Source organism: Aquabacterium sp. NJ1, from assembly GCF_000768065.1.
Classification (GTDB): Bacteria; Pseudomonadota; Gammaproteobacteria; order Burkholderiales; family Burkholderiaceae_C; genus Aquabacterium.
Map to the genome: position 1 here is coordinate 999,691 of NZ_JRKM01000001.1, position 17,076 is coordinate 1,016,766.

13 protein-coding genes are annotated in these 17,076 nt (G+C 65.5%); 7 read left to right on the forward strand and 6 right to left on the reverse strand.

Features of this window, described 5'->3' with window-relative positions:
- Positions 1 to 151 precede the first annotated feature (151 nt).
- Positions 152 to 1,531, forward strand: coding sequence for a diguanylate cyclase (locus JY96_RS04285; protein ID WP_035035235.1), 1,380 nt, complete (start codon positions 152 to 154; stop codon positions 1,529 to 1,531).
- On the opposite strand, the gene rlmD is transcribed toward JY96_RS04285, so the two are convergent.
- The 4 genes from rlmD to surE form a co-directional block, all read right to left on the reverse strand.
- Positions 1,460 to 2,899 carry a 23S rRNA (uracil(1939)-C(5))-methyltransferase RlmD gene (rlmD, locus tag JY96_RS04290; RefSeq protein ID WP_081961029.1) on the reverse strand — a complete coding sequence of 480 codons (1,440 nt, stop codon included), beginning with the start codon at positions 2,897 to 2,899 and terminating at the stop codon, positions 1,460 to 1,462. The genes JY96_RS04285 and rlmD overlap by 72 nt on opposite strands.
- Before the next feature lie 88 nt (positions 2,900 to 2,987).
- The gene (locus JY96_RS04295) at positions 2,988 to 3,926 is read right to left on the reverse strand and encodes a peptidoglycan DD-metalloendopeptidase family protein (RefSeq protein ID WP_035035238.1); all 939 of its coding nucleotides are present in this window, start codon (positions 3,924 to 3,926) and stop codon (positions 2,988 to 2,990) included.
- Between the two features lie 55 nt (positions 3,927 to 3,981).
- Positions 3,982 to 4,893, reverse strand: a complete 912-nt coding sequence (gene pcm, locus JY96_RS04300) for a protein-L-isoaspartate O-methyltransferase (protein WP_235333848.1) — start codon at positions 4,891 to 4,893, stop codon at positions 3,982 to 3,984.
- Positions 4,866 to 5,615: a 5'/3'-nucleotidase SurE gene (gene surE / locus JY96_RS04305; RefSeq protein ID WP_035035241.1), complete on the reverse strand. Its 750-nt coding sequence runs from the start codon at positions 5,613 to 5,615 to the stop codon at positions 4,866 to 4,868. Before surE ends, pcm begins: the two co-directional genes overlap by 28 nt.
- Positions 5,616 to 5,806: 191 nt before the next feature.
- Between surE and JY96_RS04310 the strand changes: the two genes are divergently transcribed.
- Both JY96_RS04310 and JY96_RS04315 read left to right on the forward strand, forming a co-directional pair.
- Positions 5,807 to 6,535 (forward strand): response regulator transcription factor, encoded by a 729-nt coding sequence (locus tag JY96_RS04310; RefSeq protein ID WP_035035244.1) that lies wholly within the window; start codon positions 5,807 to 5,809, stop codon positions 6,533 to 6,535.
- Between the two features lie 47 nt (positions 6,536 to 6,582).
- A complete protein-coding gene (locus JY96_RS04315) occupies positions 6,583 to 8,937 on the forward strand; it encodes an ATP-binding protein (protein ID WP_052162129.1) in 2,355 nt (784 codons plus the stop codon).
- Positions 8,938 to 8,957: 20 nt separating this feature from the next.
- On the opposite strand, the gene JY96_RS04320 is transcribed toward JY96_RS04315, so the two are convergent.
- Positions 8,958 to 10,781, reverse strand: a complete 1,824-nt coding sequence (locus tag JY96_RS04320; protein ID WP_081961030.1) for a GspE/PulE family protein — start codon at positions 10,779 to 10,781, stop codon at positions 8,958 to 8,960.
- Entirely contained in the window at positions 10,778 to 11,563 is a 786-nt protein-coding gene (locus tag JY96_RS04325; RefSeq protein WP_035035246.1) for a spermidine synthase, read from the reverse strand. Before JY96_RS04325 ends, JY96_RS04320 begins: the two co-directional genes overlap by 4 nt.
- A gap of 27 nt (positions 11,564 to 11,590) precedes the next feature.
- Between JY96_RS04325 and JY96_RS04330 the strand changes: the two genes are divergently transcribed.
- From JY96_RS04330 to JY96_RS04345, 4 genes are all read left to right on the forward strand, one after another.
- Complete coding sequence (locus JY96_RS04330) at positions 11,591 to 12,193, forward strand: DNA-deoxyinosine glycosylase (protein WP_081961032.1); 603 nt, start codon at positions 11,591 to 11,593, stop codon at positions 12,191 to 12,193.
- Between the two features lie 189 nt (positions 12,194 to 12,382).
- Positions 12,383 to 13,981, forward strand: coding sequence for an FAD-binding oxidoreductase (locus JY96_RS04335; protein ID WP_035035249.1), 1,599 nt, complete (start codon positions 12,383 to 12,385; stop codon positions 13,979 to 13,981).
- A gap of 22 nt (positions 13,982 to 14,003) precedes the next feature.
- The gene (locus tag JY96_RS04340) at positions 14,004 to 15,485 is read left to right on the forward strand and encodes a glycerol-3-phosphate dehydrogenase/oxidase (RefSeq protein WP_052162130.1); all 1,482 of its coding nucleotides are present in this window, start codon (positions 14,004 to 14,006) and stop codon (positions 15,483 to 15,485) included.
- Positions 15,482 to 17,059, forward strand: a complete 1,578-nt coding sequence (locus JY96_RS04345) for an FGGY-family carbohydrate kinase (RefSeq protein ID WP_035035251.1) — start codon at positions 15,482 to 15,484, stop codon at positions 17,057 to 17,059. Before JY96_RS04340 ends, JY96_RS04345 begins: the two co-directional genes overlap by 4 nt.
- Positions 17,060 to 17,076: the final 17 nt, after the last annotated feature.

Consider the following 17,076-nt stretch of genomic DNA (forward strand, 5'->3'; position numbering starts at 1 on the left):
GCCCCATCCGGGGCCCTTTTTCTTTATGTCTTTCAGAAGATGGAAATACGCGCATTACTTGGCATAAACAGCGAGGCAACTTGATCCGACCCCGACACAAAGCGCTTGCAAATCGACAGAATGAAGAAGTAAGCAGCTGTACATCCTCATCTTGAACCCGGCCACCAACATCGCAACAACTTCATCAGGCATCAGCACGACCCAGTTTCTGATCGTGCTGGCCCTCATGTTGATCCTGATGGTCGGCGGGCTGGCCGGGCTGACGCAACGCCGCTCACGTCGGCTCACCTCCTGGCACTGGCTGGACAGGCTGTCCGATATCGTGCTGTCCAAAGACCCCAAGCAGATCGTGCTGCTGCTGCGCTACCTGGTGGGGGCGGCCAACAGCGTCGCCGGGGTGGCCGCGCTGAATTACGGCGTATCGGAAAGGGTCATTGAGGCCGAGGGCAGCAACTGGCTGACCGCTGCCGCGATCTTTTGCGCAGTGGGCTTTTACGCGGCGATGCGCATGGGGCTCAACAAACGCCTGGCCGACCCCTCCATGGCTGCCCCGCAGATCATCTGTGCCGTGATCTTCCTGGCCTGGGGTTACACCCTGGGTGGCCCGGGTAGCCCGATTGCCTTGTTGCTGTTGTTCGTGTTCCTGATGTTCAGCATCTTCACGTCCACCACACGCACGCTGATCGTGGCTTGCGTGGTGGCTGCTGCAGCCTTCGGCATGGCCATGATCCACGTGGCCGTGAACACGCCCCAGGTGCCTTACATGGCCAAGCTGCAGCTGGTGTATTTCAGCGTGCTGTTGTTCATGCTGGTGAGCGTGTGCGTACTGGTGTCCCAGTTCAACCGCATGCGAGACAAGTCCACGCGACGCAAGCAGGAGCTGTCCGAAGCCCTGGCCCGCATTCAGGATCTGGCCACGCGCGACGAGCTCACCGGCCTGTTCAACCGTCGGCACATGCTGGAGCTGCTCAACAACGAGAAGCACCGCTGCATCCGCAGTGAACGCCGTTTCTGCATTGCCCTGATCGACGTGGACCGTTTCAAATCGGTCAATGACACCCATGGGCACGGCGTGGGCGACGAGGTGCTGGCGTCCGTCGCGGGCGTGATCACCGGTGGCCTGCGCGAAACCGATGTGGTGGCGCGTTGGGGCGGAGAGGAATTCCTGATCATGTTCACCGACACGGACTGCCCCACTGCCGAGCTGGTGCTGTCGCGCATTCAGATGATGCTGTCGGCCACGATGGTGAGCCAGGTGGTGCCCAGCCTGCATGTAACCTTCTCGGCGGGCCTGACGCATTACGACGCGGAAGAAATGCTGACGCGCACCATTGACCGCGCTGACCGGGGCCTCTACATGGCCAAGGCAGGTGGCCGCAACCGCGTGGTGCGGCTGGAGCCTGGCCAGCCCGAGGTGACGCCCGTTGCGCAACCCTCGGGCAAGCCCACAACGATGTCCTCAGTCGCGCTCGAAAACCGCCATGCTTTCGACGTGAGCGGTATGGGGAAACATGTTCACCGCCCCGCCTGACACGCAGCGGTAACCCGCCTGGTGCACCAGCAGGCCGGCATCGCGCGCAAGCGTGGCCGGGTTGCAGCTCACATAAACGATGCGCTTGGGCGGTACCCAATCTGGCACCAGGGTCGGGTCCTGATGCAGATCGGCCATGGCCTTGGCCAGGGCGAAAGCACCTTCACGCGGTGGGTCCACCAGCCACTTGTCGGCGTGGCCATAGCTGGCCAGCTCCTGCGGGGTGATCTCGAACAGGTTGCGCGCCACGAAGCTGGTATTGGCGTCCACCTGGTTGAACTTCGCGTTCTCGCGTGAGCGCGCCACCAGGGCTTCGCTGCCCTCGATGCCCAGCACCTCGCGCGCCTGCGTGGCCAGCGGCAAGGTGAAGTTGCCCAGGCCGCAGAACCAGTCGATCACGCGCTCGGTGGGCTGTACGGCCAGCAGGCGCAGCGCCCGGCCCACCAGCACCTGGTTGATGGCGTGGTTGACCTGGGTGAAGTCGGTGGGCTTGAACGGCATGGTGATGCCGAACTCGGGCAAGGTGTAGTCCAGCGATGGCAGAGATTCGTCCAGCGGGTGCACGGTGTCCGGCCCCTTGGGCTGCAACCACCACGAGATGGTGTGTTGGCCGCCATCGTGGGCGCTGTGCTCGGTGGCGAAGTCCTTGAGGCGCTGGGCGTCGGCGGCGCTGAGCGGGTTCAGGTGGCGCAGCACCAGCACAGTCACTTTGGTGCCGATGGCCACTTCGATCTGCGGCAGGCTTTCGCGCTGCTCCATGCCCATGATCAGCGCGCGCAGCGGCATCAGCAGGCGGCTCATGTGCGGAGGCAGGATCTCGCAGGTCTGCATGTCGGCCACGTAGCGTGACTTGCGCTCGTGAAAACCTACCAGCACGGTGTTCTTCTTGGCCACGTAGCGCACGGACAGGCGAGCGCGGTAGCGGTAGCCCCATGTCGGCCCCTCGATGGGGCGCAGCAGCATCTCGGGCTTGACCTTGCCGAGATGCCAGAGGTTGTCCTCCAGCACACGCTGCTTGACGGCCACCTGGGCACTGGGGTGGAAATGCTGCATCTTGCAGCCACCGCACAGGCCGAAATAGGCGCACTTGGGCTTGACGCGCTGCGAGCTTTCGCAACGCAAGTCGGTCATGGTGCCCTGCTCCCAGTTGTTCTTCTTGCGCGACACGGTGACGCGCACCTCTTCACCGGGCAAGGCATCTTCGACAAACACGACCTTGCCGTTGGCGCGGTGGGCCACGCCCTGGGCTTCCAGATCCAGGGATTCGACCTTCAACCACTCCAGGTGGGGCGGCACAGGGGTGTCGATGGGTGTCGCCACGGCTTCAGCGGGGGCGGCAGAAACAGAAACGGGGGATGATTCACTCATCCCCCGATTGTCTCAGGACTGGCGGGCTTCCCGACGAGGCGGGGCCCCTCACCCGTGCGGTTCAGTCGCGCAGACCAGAAGCGAGGCCTCAGCGGCTGGGCAACTGTTTGGCCGGGTCGATCGGCTTGCCCTGCTTGCGGATTTCGAAATGCAGCTGGACGCGATCGGTGTCGGTCGAGCCCATTTCAGCGATCTTCTGGCCCTTGCGCACGGCCTGGTCTTCCTTGACCAGCAGGGTCTGGTTGTGGGCGTAAGCCGTCAGGTACTCGCCGTTGTGCTTGATGATGATGAGGTTGCCGTAACCGCGCAGGCCGGAGCCGGCATACACGACACGGCCATCGGCTGCGGCCATCACGGGGTCACCCGCCTTGCCGCCAATCGCCAGCCCCTTGCGTTTGCCCTCTTCAAAGGTGCCGATGGTCGGACCATTGGCGGGCCAGCCCCACACAGGCTCGTCCGTGTCCTTGCTGCTGTCCTTGGCGGCTTCCTTGCCTGCATCCTTCGAATCGGCCGCGCTGGCCGCGGCACCCGAGGACGCTGCGCTGGCCGCGCCACTGGCGGCTGCGCTGGCTGCACCCGCAGTCGCACCCGATGCGGCCTTGGCAGGGCCACCCTTGCTGTCCAGCGAGCGGCTTTCAATCTTGGGGCTGCTGATGGGCTTGGCCGAGGCAATGGCAGACGAGCCTGTCGCGCTGGCGTCCACGCTCGGCGGAACCACGCGCAAAACCTGACCAACCTCGATGATGTTGGGGTTCTCGAGGTTGTTCCAGGCCGCCAGATCACGCCAGTTCTGACCGGCATCCAGCGAGATGCGGATCAGGGTGTCACCCGGCTTGACCGTGTAGTAGCCGGGCTTGCCAGCGTTCTCTGCACCAGGCAGCACGCGCTGTGCGGCAGTGTTCGTGGACGAGCCCGAGGTGCCCGCACGCGAACGGTCTTCGACCGGGGCACGGTGACCGGGAGAGGCGCAACCGGCCAGGATGAGCAACAACGCGGCCGAAGCGGCCAACCTGATAGTGGAAGTCATGTGCATGAGGACACTCGATCGGGACTGGGTACACAGGTGCACCGGCCCAACAACGTCATGTGGTGCCTGATTTTAGAGGGACGAACAGGACCGCACCGGCGCGACTATGTTGCAAGCTGCCATCCGGCAGGCGGTCCAGGATGGTCAGCACCTGCGTGCCGCCACGGGCTTCTTCAAGCGGGGCCACCAGACGGCCGCCCGGTGCGAGTTGATCAATCCAGGCCTGCGGCAAGGCTGCCCCACCTGCTGCGGCAATGATGGTGTCGTATGGCGCCAGGGGTGCATGGCCAATCATGCCGTCACCATACACCAAACGCACGTCCGGCCATTCGGGCAGGTGCTGGCGCAGCGTATCGAGGTTGGCGCGGGCCTTCAGATGCAGGTCGCGCAGGCGTTCGATGGACACCACGCGCCGTGACAGGTGCCCCAGCAATGCCGCCTGGTAACCGCAGCCGCTGCCGATCTCCAGGCACACGCCCAGCGGCCTGTGCGGGGTGCCGGCAGCCGGCGCAGGCACACCGGGGCGCACACACAGCAGCTGCATCATGGCGGCCACGACCGAGGGCTTGGAAATGGTCTGGCCCAGCCCGATCGGCAGGCTGGTGTCTTCATAAGCCTGGTTGACCAGCGCGGTGTCGACAAAAAGATGCCGCGGCACACGCGCAAACGCGTCCAGCACATGGGGATGGCTGATGCCGTCGAGCATCAGACGCTCGACCATGCGGCGGCGCACGTGGATGGAGTCCAGCCCGACGCCTTGCGGGGTGCTGTGGCGACGGCGGTCCTGCTCGGCCTGCTGCAGGTGGGCCTGGGGGCGCAACAGCTCCCGCGAGCCGGCCTGCGGCGCGGGCGCCGGCCTGGGGCCCGCCGATTTGACGGTGGCGACCTGATCCAGCTGCAGCGGGAAGCGACGTGGCTTGCGATCAGGCTGGCTGGCACTCATCGTGTCGCCACCCAGCCTTGCCATGCCGGCATGCGCTTGTGGTCGGTCATGTCCACCTGCAAGGGCGTGATGGAGACCTGGCCGGCGCGCACGGCGTGGAAATCGGTGCCCTCGCCATCTTCCTTGGCTTCGCCGGCCGGGCCGATCCAGTAAAACAGGTCGCCGCGCGGGTTGGCCTGAGGCACGGCGGGGAAACTGGCATGGCGGCGGCCCAGGCGGGTGATCGCCCAGGGGGCCTGATCAGCCTGCGCCGAGGCGGGGATGTTGACGTTGAGCAGCCAAGGCCGCGAGGCGGGCTCCTGGGCCAGCACGTGCTCGACCACCTGGCGCGCCACGCGTGCGGCCACATCAAGGTGCTGCCACCCCTTGTCGGTCAAGGAAAACGCGATGGAAGGCACGCCGAACAGGTAACCTTCGGTCGCCGCGGCCACCGTGCCCGAGTACAAGGTGTCGTCGCCCATGTTGGCGCCGTTGTTGATACCCGACAGTACGAGATCCGGCTTGGGGATCAAACCGGAGGTCAAGGCCAGGTGCACGCAGTCCGACGGGGTGCCACTGACGTAGCGAAAGCCGTTGGCGGCTGTGTGCAGGCTCAGCGGTTGATGCAGGCTCAGCGCGTTGGATGTCCCGCTGGCGTTACGCTCTGGCGCGAAGACATCGATCTGGCCCAGCCCCTTGCAGGCTTCCACCAGCGCGGCAATGCCGGGCGCCAGGTAGCCATCGTCGTTGGCAATCAAAATTCGCATACCCGGATTGTAGAAGCGCAACGCCTTTGATCGTCAAACCGTTTAAGCGGGGGGCCCGGGCGTGACGCACAGCGTTGCGGACCTGATAATCTTCTGGTGTCCGTCCGAAAGGATGACCCCGCCAGGCCCTCGCCGGGGCGGGCGCAACCGCAACCCTGGCAGGCCAACAAGGCGGCTTCAGGAGGAGTGCCATGGCTGTCAAGGTATTGATTCTTGAAGACAACCCGGTCGCCCGGGGCTTTTTGTGCCGCGTCGTGCGGGAAAGCTTCAGCGACGTCAGCAGCATCACCGAAGCCGGTGATCTGGACGCTGCACGCCAGTTGCTGGGCCACAGCGCGGGCGGCCGTGCAGCCCCTTCTGACGACCCCTATCAGTTGATCCTGGTGGACCTGGAGTTGCCCGACGGCAGTGGCCTGGAGTTGCTGACCGAGCTGGCCAGCTACCCAGCCACCCGCATCGTCACCACCTTGTATTCGGACGACGACCACCTGTTTCCCGCCCTGCAATGCGGCGCCGACGGCTACCTGCTCAAGGAAGACCGCTTCGAAGTGCTGGTGGAAGAGCTGCAGAAGATCGTGCGTGGGCAACCACCGCTGTCACCCGCGATTGCGCGCCGCCTGCTGACGCATTTCCGCTCCGGGGACGGCATGGGCAATGGCCATGGGCAAACCCAGGCGCCGCAAGCGGTGGCGCCGGTTGCGGCCGTGGCACCCGCCGTGCTCGACCATGAAAGGCTGACGCCACGCGAAAGCGAGGTCCTGACCTACCTGAGCAAGGGTTTCACGATCAAGGAAATCGCCTCGCTGATGGGCATCAAGTGGTTTACGGTGAACGACCACATCAAGTCCATCTACAAGAAGCTCAACGTCTCCAGCCGCGCTGAAGCCGCTGTCCTGGCCAGCAAGCAAGGGCTGGTCTGACGCGCCCTCAACGGGCCTGAGCCGCCCGGCCACGCTGCAAGACCGTCATGGCCTCACCCGGACCCCAAAGCTCGCAGGGCGATCGCCGCACAGGCTGGCCCAGCCTGGACGAAGTCCTGCAGGGTGCGCATGAATTGCCCCGCTGGATCGGCTGGCGCCTGCGTGCACTGGTGGCCACCGTGCTCCTGGCCTGTGGGCTGTTTTTCCTGCTGGCGCACTGGCTGTCGACGCAACCTCACCTGCCCTTTGCACTGAAGGCCACGCCCGAAGGGCTGGTCAAGATCCAGAACGTGGACACGCCCTCCCTGATGCACCTGGAGGGCCGCGTTCTGGATGGTGTGCGGCTCGATCGCCCGGTGGAATCCGGTGTGCAGACCCTGAGCACCCCCATCGAGTTGCTGTCGCTGCAGCGCTCGGCACGCTGGATCATCGACCCGGACTTGCGCCAGCGCCACCTTCAGCTGCATGAGCGCATGGGCGCGCTGCTCCAGGCCGCAGCGGGGCAGAACATGAAGGTGGCGCTGGACTTGCGGCACACGCCAGACGAGTCCGTCACGATCACCCCGGTGACCTGGGCTGGGCTGAGCCCGCTATTCTGGCTGCTGGGCCTGTTGTCGATTGCCGTGTTCGGTGTCGGGGCCGTGGTACTGCTGGCGGGCCCGCAGTGGCGCAATGTCGCTTTCGCAGCCCTGGCACTCAGCCAGAGCGGGCAGTTGATGTTCATTGCCATCGAGAACAACCTGGACTTGTTTGCCCCTGTCTGGTTTGTTCAGCTGGACATGCAGTTGCGGCTGGTGTTCGACCTGGTCGGGGCGGCAGCCCTGGTCCAGATCGCGGTGCTCCACCCCCACAGGATGACGGGCTGGGGCTGGTATGCCGCGCTGGCCTGGCTGTCTGCGCTGGGCCTGTGGCTGGGCTTGAGCCAGCTGGACTCCACCCTCAACTGGTGGGTCGTGCAATCGGGCTGCGTTGGCCTGTCGATCGCTGCCATCAGCCTGATGACCGCCTCGTTCCACATCGAGCCCCACCCCTTCACCCTGATGATGCGGCGCCTGGTGGTGGTGGCCGTGCTGACCTGGCTGCTGCTGAGCCTGGCCATCTGGCGTGGCGTGACACGCGCCGACATGCAGCTCAACATCACCAACTTCGGGGTGCTGACCTGGCAGGTGTTTGCGGCCATGGCGGTGTTGCTGTCGCCTTACCTGTCGCGCTCGCGGCCCATCTTGCAGGAGTTCTCGCTGCTGGCGGCTTCCAGCACGATCGCCGCCTCGCTGGACTTGCTGTTCGTGGCCGTGTTCTCGCTGGGTCAGTTCACGTCAATGACCTTGTCGCTGTTCTTTTCGTTCGGCTTGTACCTCATCATCCGCCGCTGGGTGATGACGCGCCTGCCCGGTCGGGACTCACTGACCATGGAGCGCCTGTTCCAGCGCCTCTACCGCATCGCCCGTGAAGTGGAGCGCCAGCCGGACACGCTGGACGCCTCCCTGATGCGCCTGATGCGCGAGCTGTTTGACCCGCTGGAGGTCACCCTGGTGCCCGGGGAGGTGGGCCACACGGCCTTGCGCGGCAATGGTTCGGTGCTGCTCGTGCCCATCCCCGGCTGGGGCATACGCCCTGCGGCGGCGCGGCACGTGCTGGTGCTCAAGCATTCGCACAAGGGCCAGCGCCTGTTCACGTCCGAAGATGCGCGACTGGCCGAGCGGGTGATGGAGCAGCTCTACCGCGCCCTGAGCTTCGACCAGGCAGTCGAACAAGGCCGCAGCGAGGAGCGCCTGCGCATCGCGCAGGACCTGCACGACGACATCGGCGCGCGCCTGCTGACGCTGATGTACCAGGCGCCCAATGCGGAGATCGAGGAATACATCCGCCACACGATCCAGGATCTCAAGACGCTGACGCGTGGCCTGGCCGCGCAGTCTCACCTGCTGAGCGAAGCCGCCGGCGAGTGGAAGCGCGACCTGAGCCAGCGCCTGGCCGCGGCACGCTGCGAGCTGGACTGGCACATGTTCCAGGACACCGACCTGACGCTGACCATGGTGCAGTGGTCGGCGCTGACGCGCATCATGCGCGAGCTGGTCAGCAATGCCATCAGCCACGCCAAGGCCAAGCGGGTGCAGGTCAAGCTGCGGCTGGAAAACGACCGGCTGACCTTGTCCGTGGAGGACAACGGCATGGGCCGCGCGCCGGCCACCTGGTCACACGGCCTGGGCCTGGGTGGGGTGCGCAAGCGCGTCAAGCAACTGGGCGGCAATGTGCGCTGGCTGGAGGTCGAACCCAAAGGCATCCGCTGCGAGGTGGTGATCGACTACTTCTCGGGCTCCAGCGGCATGACCGGCACCGGCACCGGCGCACACCCGGGCGGCACGCACCCAGGGCCGGACAGCCAGTTTTCTTCGCACTGACCTTCGCGCCGATCCCCGCACTAGGCTTCCCACTGCGGGGTGTTGCGCAAGACCTCGTCCAGCGTGGTGACGCCCTCGGCCACCTTCATGACGCCCCCCAGGCGCAGCGGGCGCAGCCCGTCCTTGGCCGCCTGCTTGCGGATGCGGGCCATGTCCACCTGCGGGTGCATGCCTGCGCGGATGGCTTCCGACACGGGCAGCAGTTCGTACAAGCCGACCCGCCCCTTGAAACCGGTCATGCGGCAATCCAGGCAGCCCACGGGCTTGTAGGCGTTGATCTTGCCGTTCATGCGCCAGGGCTTGATGGCCTCGGCCAGCGTGGCCGGGTCGAGTTGCTCATCGGGCTGCTTGCACGCCGGGCAAAGCGTGCGCACCAGGCGCTGGGCCAGCACACCGATCACCGTGGCGCTGATCAGGTAGGACGGCACACCCAGATCGGTCAGGCGCGTGATGGCCGAAGCCGCATCGTTGGTGTGCAAGGTGGAGAACACGAGGTGGCCGGTCAACGAAGACTGGATGGCCATCTCGGCGGTTTCCAGGTCGCGGATTTCGCCCACCATGATGATGTCCGGGTCCTGGCGCATCAGGGCGCGCACGCCTTCGGCAAAGCCCAGGTCGATGGCCGGCTGCACCTGCGTCTGGTTGAAGGCGGGCTCGATCATTTCGATCGGGTCCTCGATGGTGCAGACGTTGACCTCGTCGGTGGCCACGCGCTTGAGCGTCGAGTACAGCGTCGTGGTCTTGCCTGAACCCGTTGGGCCGGTGACCAGGATGATGCCGTGCGGGCGGGACACCAGCTCTTCCCAGATCTGCGTCTCGGACGGCGCAAAACCCAGGGCCTCGAAGGACTTGACGGTGTTGTCCGGGTCGAAGATGCGCATCACCAGCTTTTCGCCGAAAGCGGTGGGCATGGTGGACAGGCGCATTTCGACTTCGTCGCCACCCGGGTTGCGCGTCTTGATGCGGCCGTCCAGCGGGCGGCGGCGCTCGACCACGTCCATGCGGCCCAGCAGCTTGATGCGCGCGGTCATGGCCTGCATGACGGACAGCGGCACCTGGTAGACCGTGTGCAACACGCCGTCGATGCGGAAGCGGATGGCGCCCATCTCGCGGCGGGGTTCGAGGTGGATGTCCGATGAGCGCTGGTCAAAGGCGTATTGCCACAGCCAGTCCACCACCTGGATGATGCCCTGGTCGTTGGCATCCAGCTGGCGGTTGGTCTTGCCCAGTTCCACCAGTTGCTCGAAGTTGTGGGCCACGCTGTCGCCGGTCTTCTTGTTGGCGTCCTTGACGGACTTGGCCAGCGTGTAGAACTCGGTGCGGTAGCGCTGCAGGTCCAGCGGGCTGGCCACCACCAGCTTGATGGTCTTCTTGGTGTGCGCCAGGATCTCGTCGATCCAGCCCACGTCCAGCGGCTCGCAGGTGGCAATGGTGATCTCGTTGAGACCGAACTGCACCGGCAGGGCCTTGCGGCGCTCGGCATAGTTGATCGACATCACCTCGGCCACGCGGGCCACGTCCACCTTGAGCGGGTCGATGCGCAGATAAGGCATGCCGATGTGGCCGGCCAGCCATTCGGTCAAGGGCTCCAGCTCCAGTGCCGTGCCGGTATCGGCGCGCTTGAGCCCCAGGCCCGCCAGGCGCACCAGAGGGTGCTGGGCGCTGTCGCCGGCGCCAAAGCGTTGCGCTACCGATTCGGCGTCTTTCAAGGTGAGCACCTTGTCCTCGGTCAGCCAGGCCAGCAGCACGCGCCATTCAAGCGGGCCCTTGTGGGTCACGGGGCGCTTGGTGTGCGGCTTGTGGGCCCCGTGTTGGGCACCCGAAGACGAGGCGTGTGCGGTCATGTCTTGCTGGACGCGGCAGGCGTGAATGTGGAGAGAAGCTTGACCCATTTTCGCGCGGGAAGCGACCAACGGGTCTGTAAAGTTTCGGCACGTTGTGCCAGCACTTCACGCTCTGGCATGTCGAAACCCTTCCAGGCCAGGACGATGGTGTTGCCCTCGGTGGTGGGTTTGAGCATGGCCACCCGGCCCTCGCCAAAGGCGGCGCTGATGCGCGAGGCGCTGCGCTCGAAGCTGGCATCGCGCCCGAAGAGGTTGACGGTCATGATGCCGCCATCGTCCAGCACCCGCCAGCAGGCGCGGTAGAAGTCCTCGTCATCCAGCACGGGGCTGGCGGCCTCATGGTCATACAGGTCGACGCACAGGGCATCGGCGCTGGCGATGTGCGCGTCCTCGTTCACGTACCTGGCTGCATCACCGAGGATGACGGTCAGGCGCTCGTCATCGTCAGGCAGGTGGAACCAGTTGCGGCAGGCCGCGATGACCTGCGGGTTGATCTCGACGGCCGTGGTGGGCAGACGCAGCACGCTGTGGCAGTACTTGGTGATGGCGGCCGCCCCCAGGCCCAGCTGCAGGCTGCGCGTGTGGGGCAGCTCGGCGGGGTCGCGCAGCAGCATCCAGGCCATCATGCGCTGGATGTAGTCCAGCTCCAGCTTCTGAGGCTGGCGGATGCGCATGGCGCCCTGGATCCAGGGCGTCTCGAGGTGGAGGTAACGAAGGCCACCTTCTTCGGAAATGGTGGCGTCAGGGAGGGCGGGGAGCCGAACAGCTTTGGTGCGTTTCACGCCCAGCAGTGTGGCACAGTCGGGCTAATGGCCCGCCCACGTTCGTCCTTATCCGACGCCACCAACGCCACCGCCCCCACCGAGACCACGGCAAGCACCGCTTCAACAGCGCAGCGCCTGTCGGGCCTGGCACCGGTTGCCGCACCGGGCGCGCGCCTGCTGGTGCTGGGGAGCTTCCCCAGTGTGGCCTCGCTGCAGGCCCAGCAGTACTACGCCCACCCGCGCAACCACTTCTGGCCCATCCTCTCGGCCCTGTGGGGGCTGGAGGGCGAGCAGGCCCTGCCCGCCCTGCCCTATGCCGAGCGCCTGCCCATCGTGCAGGCACATGGCCTGGCCATCTGGGACGTGTACGCCGGTTGCGAGCGCCAGGGCAGCCTGGACAGCGCCATCCAGAACGCGCAGCTCAATGACCTGGCCGGGCTGATCCGCCGCATCCCCACGCTGGAGGCGATTGCGCACAACGGGGGTGAGTCGGCGCGCCACATGAAGATCACGCAGGCACTGGGCTTGCCGGTCTACAAGCTGCCCTCGACCAGCCCGGCCAATGCCTCGTGGTCCTTCGAGCGCAAGCTGGCCGCGTGGCAGGCGGTTTTCGCGGCCCACAGATTGACGCAATTGGTCAAGGGCTGACACCGAAGGTCAAGCCCCCCTTGACCGGTTTCGAAACAATGGCTGCATGGTGATGGCCGGCACACGCGCTTGCGTTGTGACCCGAGCCCGCGCTCCGCTCCTGCCTTCGAGTCTTGAATGAATCGGGTATGCCCATACCCCGATGGCGTCAGCCTGCGCGTCTTTTTCAGTTGAAGTTGAAAGTTGGATATGCGGCGCTGGAATGGCTGGGGTGACGACAAGAACCACTACCCACTGAGGGCGGCGGGCCTGCACTACATCAAAGGCCTGATCGGCCAGGGGCGCGTGCTGCCCGATGCCACCTTGGCCTCCGTGTGCCTCAGCGTGCCTGCCAGCCGCCTGCCCGACCACCCGCTGGTCTCCAAGGACCCGGAAACACGCATCCGCCATGCGCGTGGCCAGAGCCTGCCGGACTGGTACGCCATGCGATCTGGCCTGTTCGGGCTGTTCCCTGATGGCGTGGCCGAACCCACGAGCACCGAGCAGGTCCGCGAACTGCTGGCCTGGGCAGAAGACCAGGGTGTGCAGGTGATCCCTTATGGCGGCGGCACGTCCGTCGCCGGGCACATCACGCCGCAGCCTTCGCCGCAACCCGTGCTGACGATCTCCATGGCGCAGATGAACCGTTTGATGGCCCTGGACGAGGTCAGCCAGATCGCCCGTTTTGGTGCGGGCACACCAGGGCCGCTGCTGGAGCAGCAACTGGCCGAGAAGGGCTATGTGCTTGGCCATTTCCCGCAATCGTTCGAGCTGTCGACCGTGGGGGGCTGGGTGGCGAGCCGCTCATCGGGTCAGCAGTCGATCCGGTATGGGCGCATCGAGCAGTTGTTCGCCGGCGGGCGCATCGAAACGTTCAAGGGCACGCTGAGCATCCCAACCATCCCGGCCTCGTCTGCCGGACCCGATCTGCGGGAGATGTTCATGGGCACGGAGGGGCGCATGGGCATCCTCACCGAGGTGGACGTGCGTGTGCAGCGTTTGCCCGAGCACGAGTCCTTCCATGTGGCGTTCGCGCCCGATTGGGAGTCCGCCTTGCGCATCGTGCGCGAGCTGGTCCAGACCAAGGTGGCCGTGTCCATGTTGCGGCTGTCCAACCCCGAAGAAACACGCACGCACCTGCTGCTGGGTGCCGAAGCCTGGCAAGCCAGGTGGCTGAACCGCTATGCGGCCCTGCGTGGGTGCCCGGACGGCAAATGCATGATCACCTTTGGCACGACAGGCACGCTGCGGCAAGCGCAGCATGCACTGAGCGAGGTCAAGCGCGTTGTCAAGCGTGAGGGCGGCTTCTATGGCGGCACCTTCATGGGCCGCAAGTGGGCGCATTCGCGCTTTCGCTCACCGTATCTGCGCCACGGCTTCTGGGAACACGGCTATTCGATCGACACGCTCGAAACCTGCGTGAACTGGTCCAAGGTCAGCGAGGCCATGCGCCAGATCGAAGAAGCCTTACATGCGCATGCGGGGCCAGGCGAGCAGGCCCATGTGTTCAGCCATCTCTCGCACATGTACACGCAGGGCTCGAGCATCTACACGACCTACTTCTTCCGCAACTCGGACAACTACCCCGAGACGCTGCAACGCTGGCGCGCCATGAAGCGCGCGGCATCGGACGCCATCGTGCGTGTCGGCGGCACGATCAGCCACCAGCACGGCGTAGGCCGCGACCACGCGCCCTGGCTCACGGCCGAAAAAGGCCCACTGGGCATGGCTGCCATCGGCCAGGTGCTGCGTTATTTCGACCCCCAGGAGCAGCTCAACAAGGGCTGCCTGGGTCGCTTCCACGACTGACACCCAGGCAGGAGACACATTCATGTTGGGTCAACGTGGGGAACTGCCCAGCCTGGCATCACGCGGCATCTGGGATGCGGTGGTGATCGGCGGCGGCATCACCGGGGCGGGCATCTTGCTGGAAGCTGCGCGCAGAGGGCATCAGGTGCTGCTGCTGGAGCAAAAGGATTTCTCCTGGGGCACATCCAGCCGCTCATCGAAGATGGTGCACGGCGGGCTGCGCTACATCGCACAAGGCGACATCCAGCTCACGCGGCACGCCTTGCAGGAGCGTGAACGCCTGCTGGCCGAGTTGCCGGATCTGGTCGTGCGCATGCCCTACATCTTTCCGATCAGGCAGGGCCGCTTTCCGGGCCGCTGGCCCATGACCTTCATCCTCAAGTTGTACGACGCACTGGCCGGCATCCGTGATCACCGCTGGATGAGCCGCGCAGCGCTGCAGCAGGCCTACCCTGGCTTGAACGCGCAAGGCCTGCGCGGCGCGATGTGCTACACGGACGCACTCACGGATGACAGCAGGCTGGTGATGCGCGTCTTGCAGGAGGCCTCGCTGGAAGGCGCCACCGCACGCAACTACACCGAAGTGCTGGCCATCAAGGCCCAGGGCAATGGGCATGCGCTGACGGTGCGAGACACGGAAACGGGTGCCAGCATCACGCTGCAAGCCCGCCAGGTCTTCAACGCCACAGGCCTGTGGGCTGATCGGCTGTCCGGCACACCGCCGGTGGTGCGCCCTCAGCGCGGCACGCACTTGTTTGTGGCCGCATCGCGCCTGCCCGTCAGGGACTGCCTGACCATCCTGCACCCCGACGATCGCCGGCCGGTGTTCGTGTTCCCCTGGAAGGGCCAGACCTGCATCGGCACCACCGACATCGACCACCGCGATGCCATCGAGGACGAACCGCACTGCACGCCAGCCGAAATCGACTATCTGCTCAAGGTGGCCAACAGCGAGATGCCCGAGCTGCACCTGCGCCGCGAAGACGTGCTGGCCACCATGGCCGGTGTGCGGCCCATCATTGCCTCAGGCAAGGGACGCGACCCATCCAAGGAAAGACGGGATCACCTCGTCTGGCAGGCCAATGGCGTGATTTCGGTGTCAGGCGGCAAGCTCACCACCTTCAGGCAGATCGCGCTGGATGCACTCAAAGCAGCCGGGCTGATCGATGCGAAGGCGCATCGCGAGGCGCATCAGGGCCGACACCTGCGCTGCTTCAAGCATGCGGTGCCTTCGCCTCAAGGGCTCAACGACCCGCTGCGCGGACCGGCCTGCGGCGCGGAGCTTCAGGCGCAAGCGGAATGGATCCTCACGCACGAGATGGTGGTGCACCTGGACGACCTGCTGCTGCGGCGCCTGCGACTGGGCCTGCTGTGCGCCGACGCGGGTGAATCGCTGCTGCTCACGCTCAAGCCGATGTGCCAGTTGCATCTCGGTTGGGATGAAGCCCGCTGGCAATGGGAACGCGCGCGCTACCGCGACGTGATCGCCCGGAGCTACCGATGAGCGCCGCAAAGCCCCATGCGCAAGACCTGATCCTGGCCATCGACCAGGGCACACAGAGCGTGCGCGCCATGTTGTTCGACCTCGATGGCCAGTTGGTGGCCAAGTCACAGCAGCACATCACGCCGTATTTCTCGAAGCACCCGAACTGGGCTGAACAAAACGGCGACTACTTCTGGCTGCACCTGGGCCAGGCCTGCCAGGCCCTGTGGCGCCATCACCCCTCGCTGAGAGACCGCGTCTGCGCGGTGGCCCTGACTTGCCAGCGTGCCTCGATGATCTGCCTGGACGAGCACATGAAGCCGCTGCGCCCCGCCACGATCTGGCTGGACTCGCGCCGCACCGATCGTTACCCGGATCTGCCTTGGTGGCTGAAGGCGGGCATCCGGCTGGTCGGGCAGCAGCACATGATGTACCAGTTGCAGTCCAAGGCCGAGTGCAACTGGCTGGCCGCCGACTTCCCGGATGTGTGGGCACGCACGCGCCACTTCGTGCAACTGTCGGCCTACCTCACCCTCCGCCTGACCAATCAGCTGCGCGACGCGGTGCCATCGCAGGTGGGCTATGTGCCCTTCGACCACAAGCACCAGCAGTGGGCCGCTGACACCGACCTGACATGGCGGGCCTTGCGCGTGAAGCGCGAACAGTTGCCCGAACTGGTGCAGGCCTCCGAGCCCCTGGGCACGATTTCCGCCGAAGCGGCCAGGGAAACAGGCATCCCCCAAGGCTTGACGCTGTATGCGGCCGGCGCCGACAAGGCCTGTGAAGTGCTGGCCTGCGGCGGCATCAGCCCCGATGTGGCCTGCATCAGCTATGGCACCACGGCCACCATCAACACGGGCAACACCCGCTATGTGCCGCCCATGCCTTTTCTGCCGGCCTACCCGGCCGCCATGCCCCACGCCTACAACTCTGAAATCATCGTGCAGCGAGGCTACTGGATGGTGAACTGGTTCAAGCGCGAGTTCGCGGCGCATGAAGTGCGGCTCGCGGAAGAACGTGGCGTGGCGCCCGAAGTGCTGTTCGACACGCTGCTCGACGACTCCCCCGCCGGCGCCATGGGCCTGGTGCTGCAACCGTTCTGGAACCCAGGTGTGAAGTTCCCTGGCCCCGAGGCCAAGGGCGCCGTGATCGGCTTTGGCGACGTGCACACGCGGGCCCATCTGTACCGCGCCATCATCGAAGGCCTGGCCTACGCCTTGCGGCATGGCAAGGAGCAACTCGAACACCGCAACCATGTGCCTGTGCACAGCCTGCGCGTGGCCGGCGGGGGCTCGCAAAGCGACCGCATCATGCAGATCACGGCCAACGTCTTTGGCTTGCGCACGGAACGCATCCACACCTTCGAGGCCTCTGGCCTGGGCGCAGCCATCAACGCGGCCGTTGGCGCGGGCTATTACAAGACGCACAGCCAGGCCGTGGTGGCCATGTCGCGGCCTGGCCGGGTGTTCGAGCCCGAGGCAGACAAGGTCCGCCTTTATGACCAGCTTTACCGCGAGGTCTACAACCGCATGTACGACAGGCTGTCGCCCCTGTACCGGTCGATCCGCCACATCACCAACTACCCCAGGCACTGAACGGCCTGGCCTGGCCA

Excerpts from the sequence above, each read along its gene's own strand:
- rlmD (WP_081961029.1), bottom strand. The coding sequence starts at position 2,899 with ATGAGTGAATCATCCCCCGTTTCTGTTTCTGCCGCCCCCGCTGAAGCC.
- JY96_RS04295 (WP_035035238.1), bottom strand. The coding sequence starts at position 3,926 with ATGACTTCCACTATCAGGTTGGCCGCTTCGGCCGCGTTGTTGCTCATC.
- pcm (WP_235333848.1), bottom strand. The coding sequence starts at position 4,893 with ATGGCAAGGCTGGGTGGCGACACGATGAGTGCCAGCCAGCCTGATCGC.
- surE (WP_035035241.1), bottom strand. The coding sequence starts at position 5,615 with ATGCGAATTTTGATTGCCAACGACGATGGCTACCTGGCGCCCGGCATT.
- JY96_RS04310 (WP_035035244.1), top strand. The coding sequence starts at position 5,807 with ATGGCTGTCAAGGTATTGATTCTTGAAGACAACCCGGTCGCCCGGGGC.
- JY96_RS04315 (WP_052162129.1), top strand. The coding sequence starts at position 6,583 with ATGGCCTCACCCGGACCCCAAAGCTCGCAGGGCGATCGCCGCACAGGC.
- JY96_RS04320 (WP_081961030.1), bottom strand. The coding sequence starts at position 10,781 with ATGACCGCACACGCCTCGTCTTCGGGTGCCCAACACGGGGCCCACAAG.
- JY96_RS04330 (WP_081961032.1), top strand. The coding sequence starts at position 11,591 with ATGGCCCGCCCACGTTCGTCCTTATCCGACGCCACCAACGCCACCGCC.
- JY96_RS04335 (WP_035035249.1), top strand. The coding sequence starts at position 12,383 with ATGCGGCGCTGGAATGGCTGGGGTGACGACAAGAACCACTACCCACTG.
- JY96_RS04340 (WP_052162130.1), top strand. The coding sequence starts at position 14,004 with ATGTTGGGTCAACGTGGGGAACTGCCCAGCCTGGCATCACGCGGCATC.
- JY96_RS04345 (WP_035035251.1), top strand. The coding sequence starts at position 15,482 with ATGAGCGCCGCAAAGCCCCATGCGCAAGACCTGATCCTGGCCATCGAC.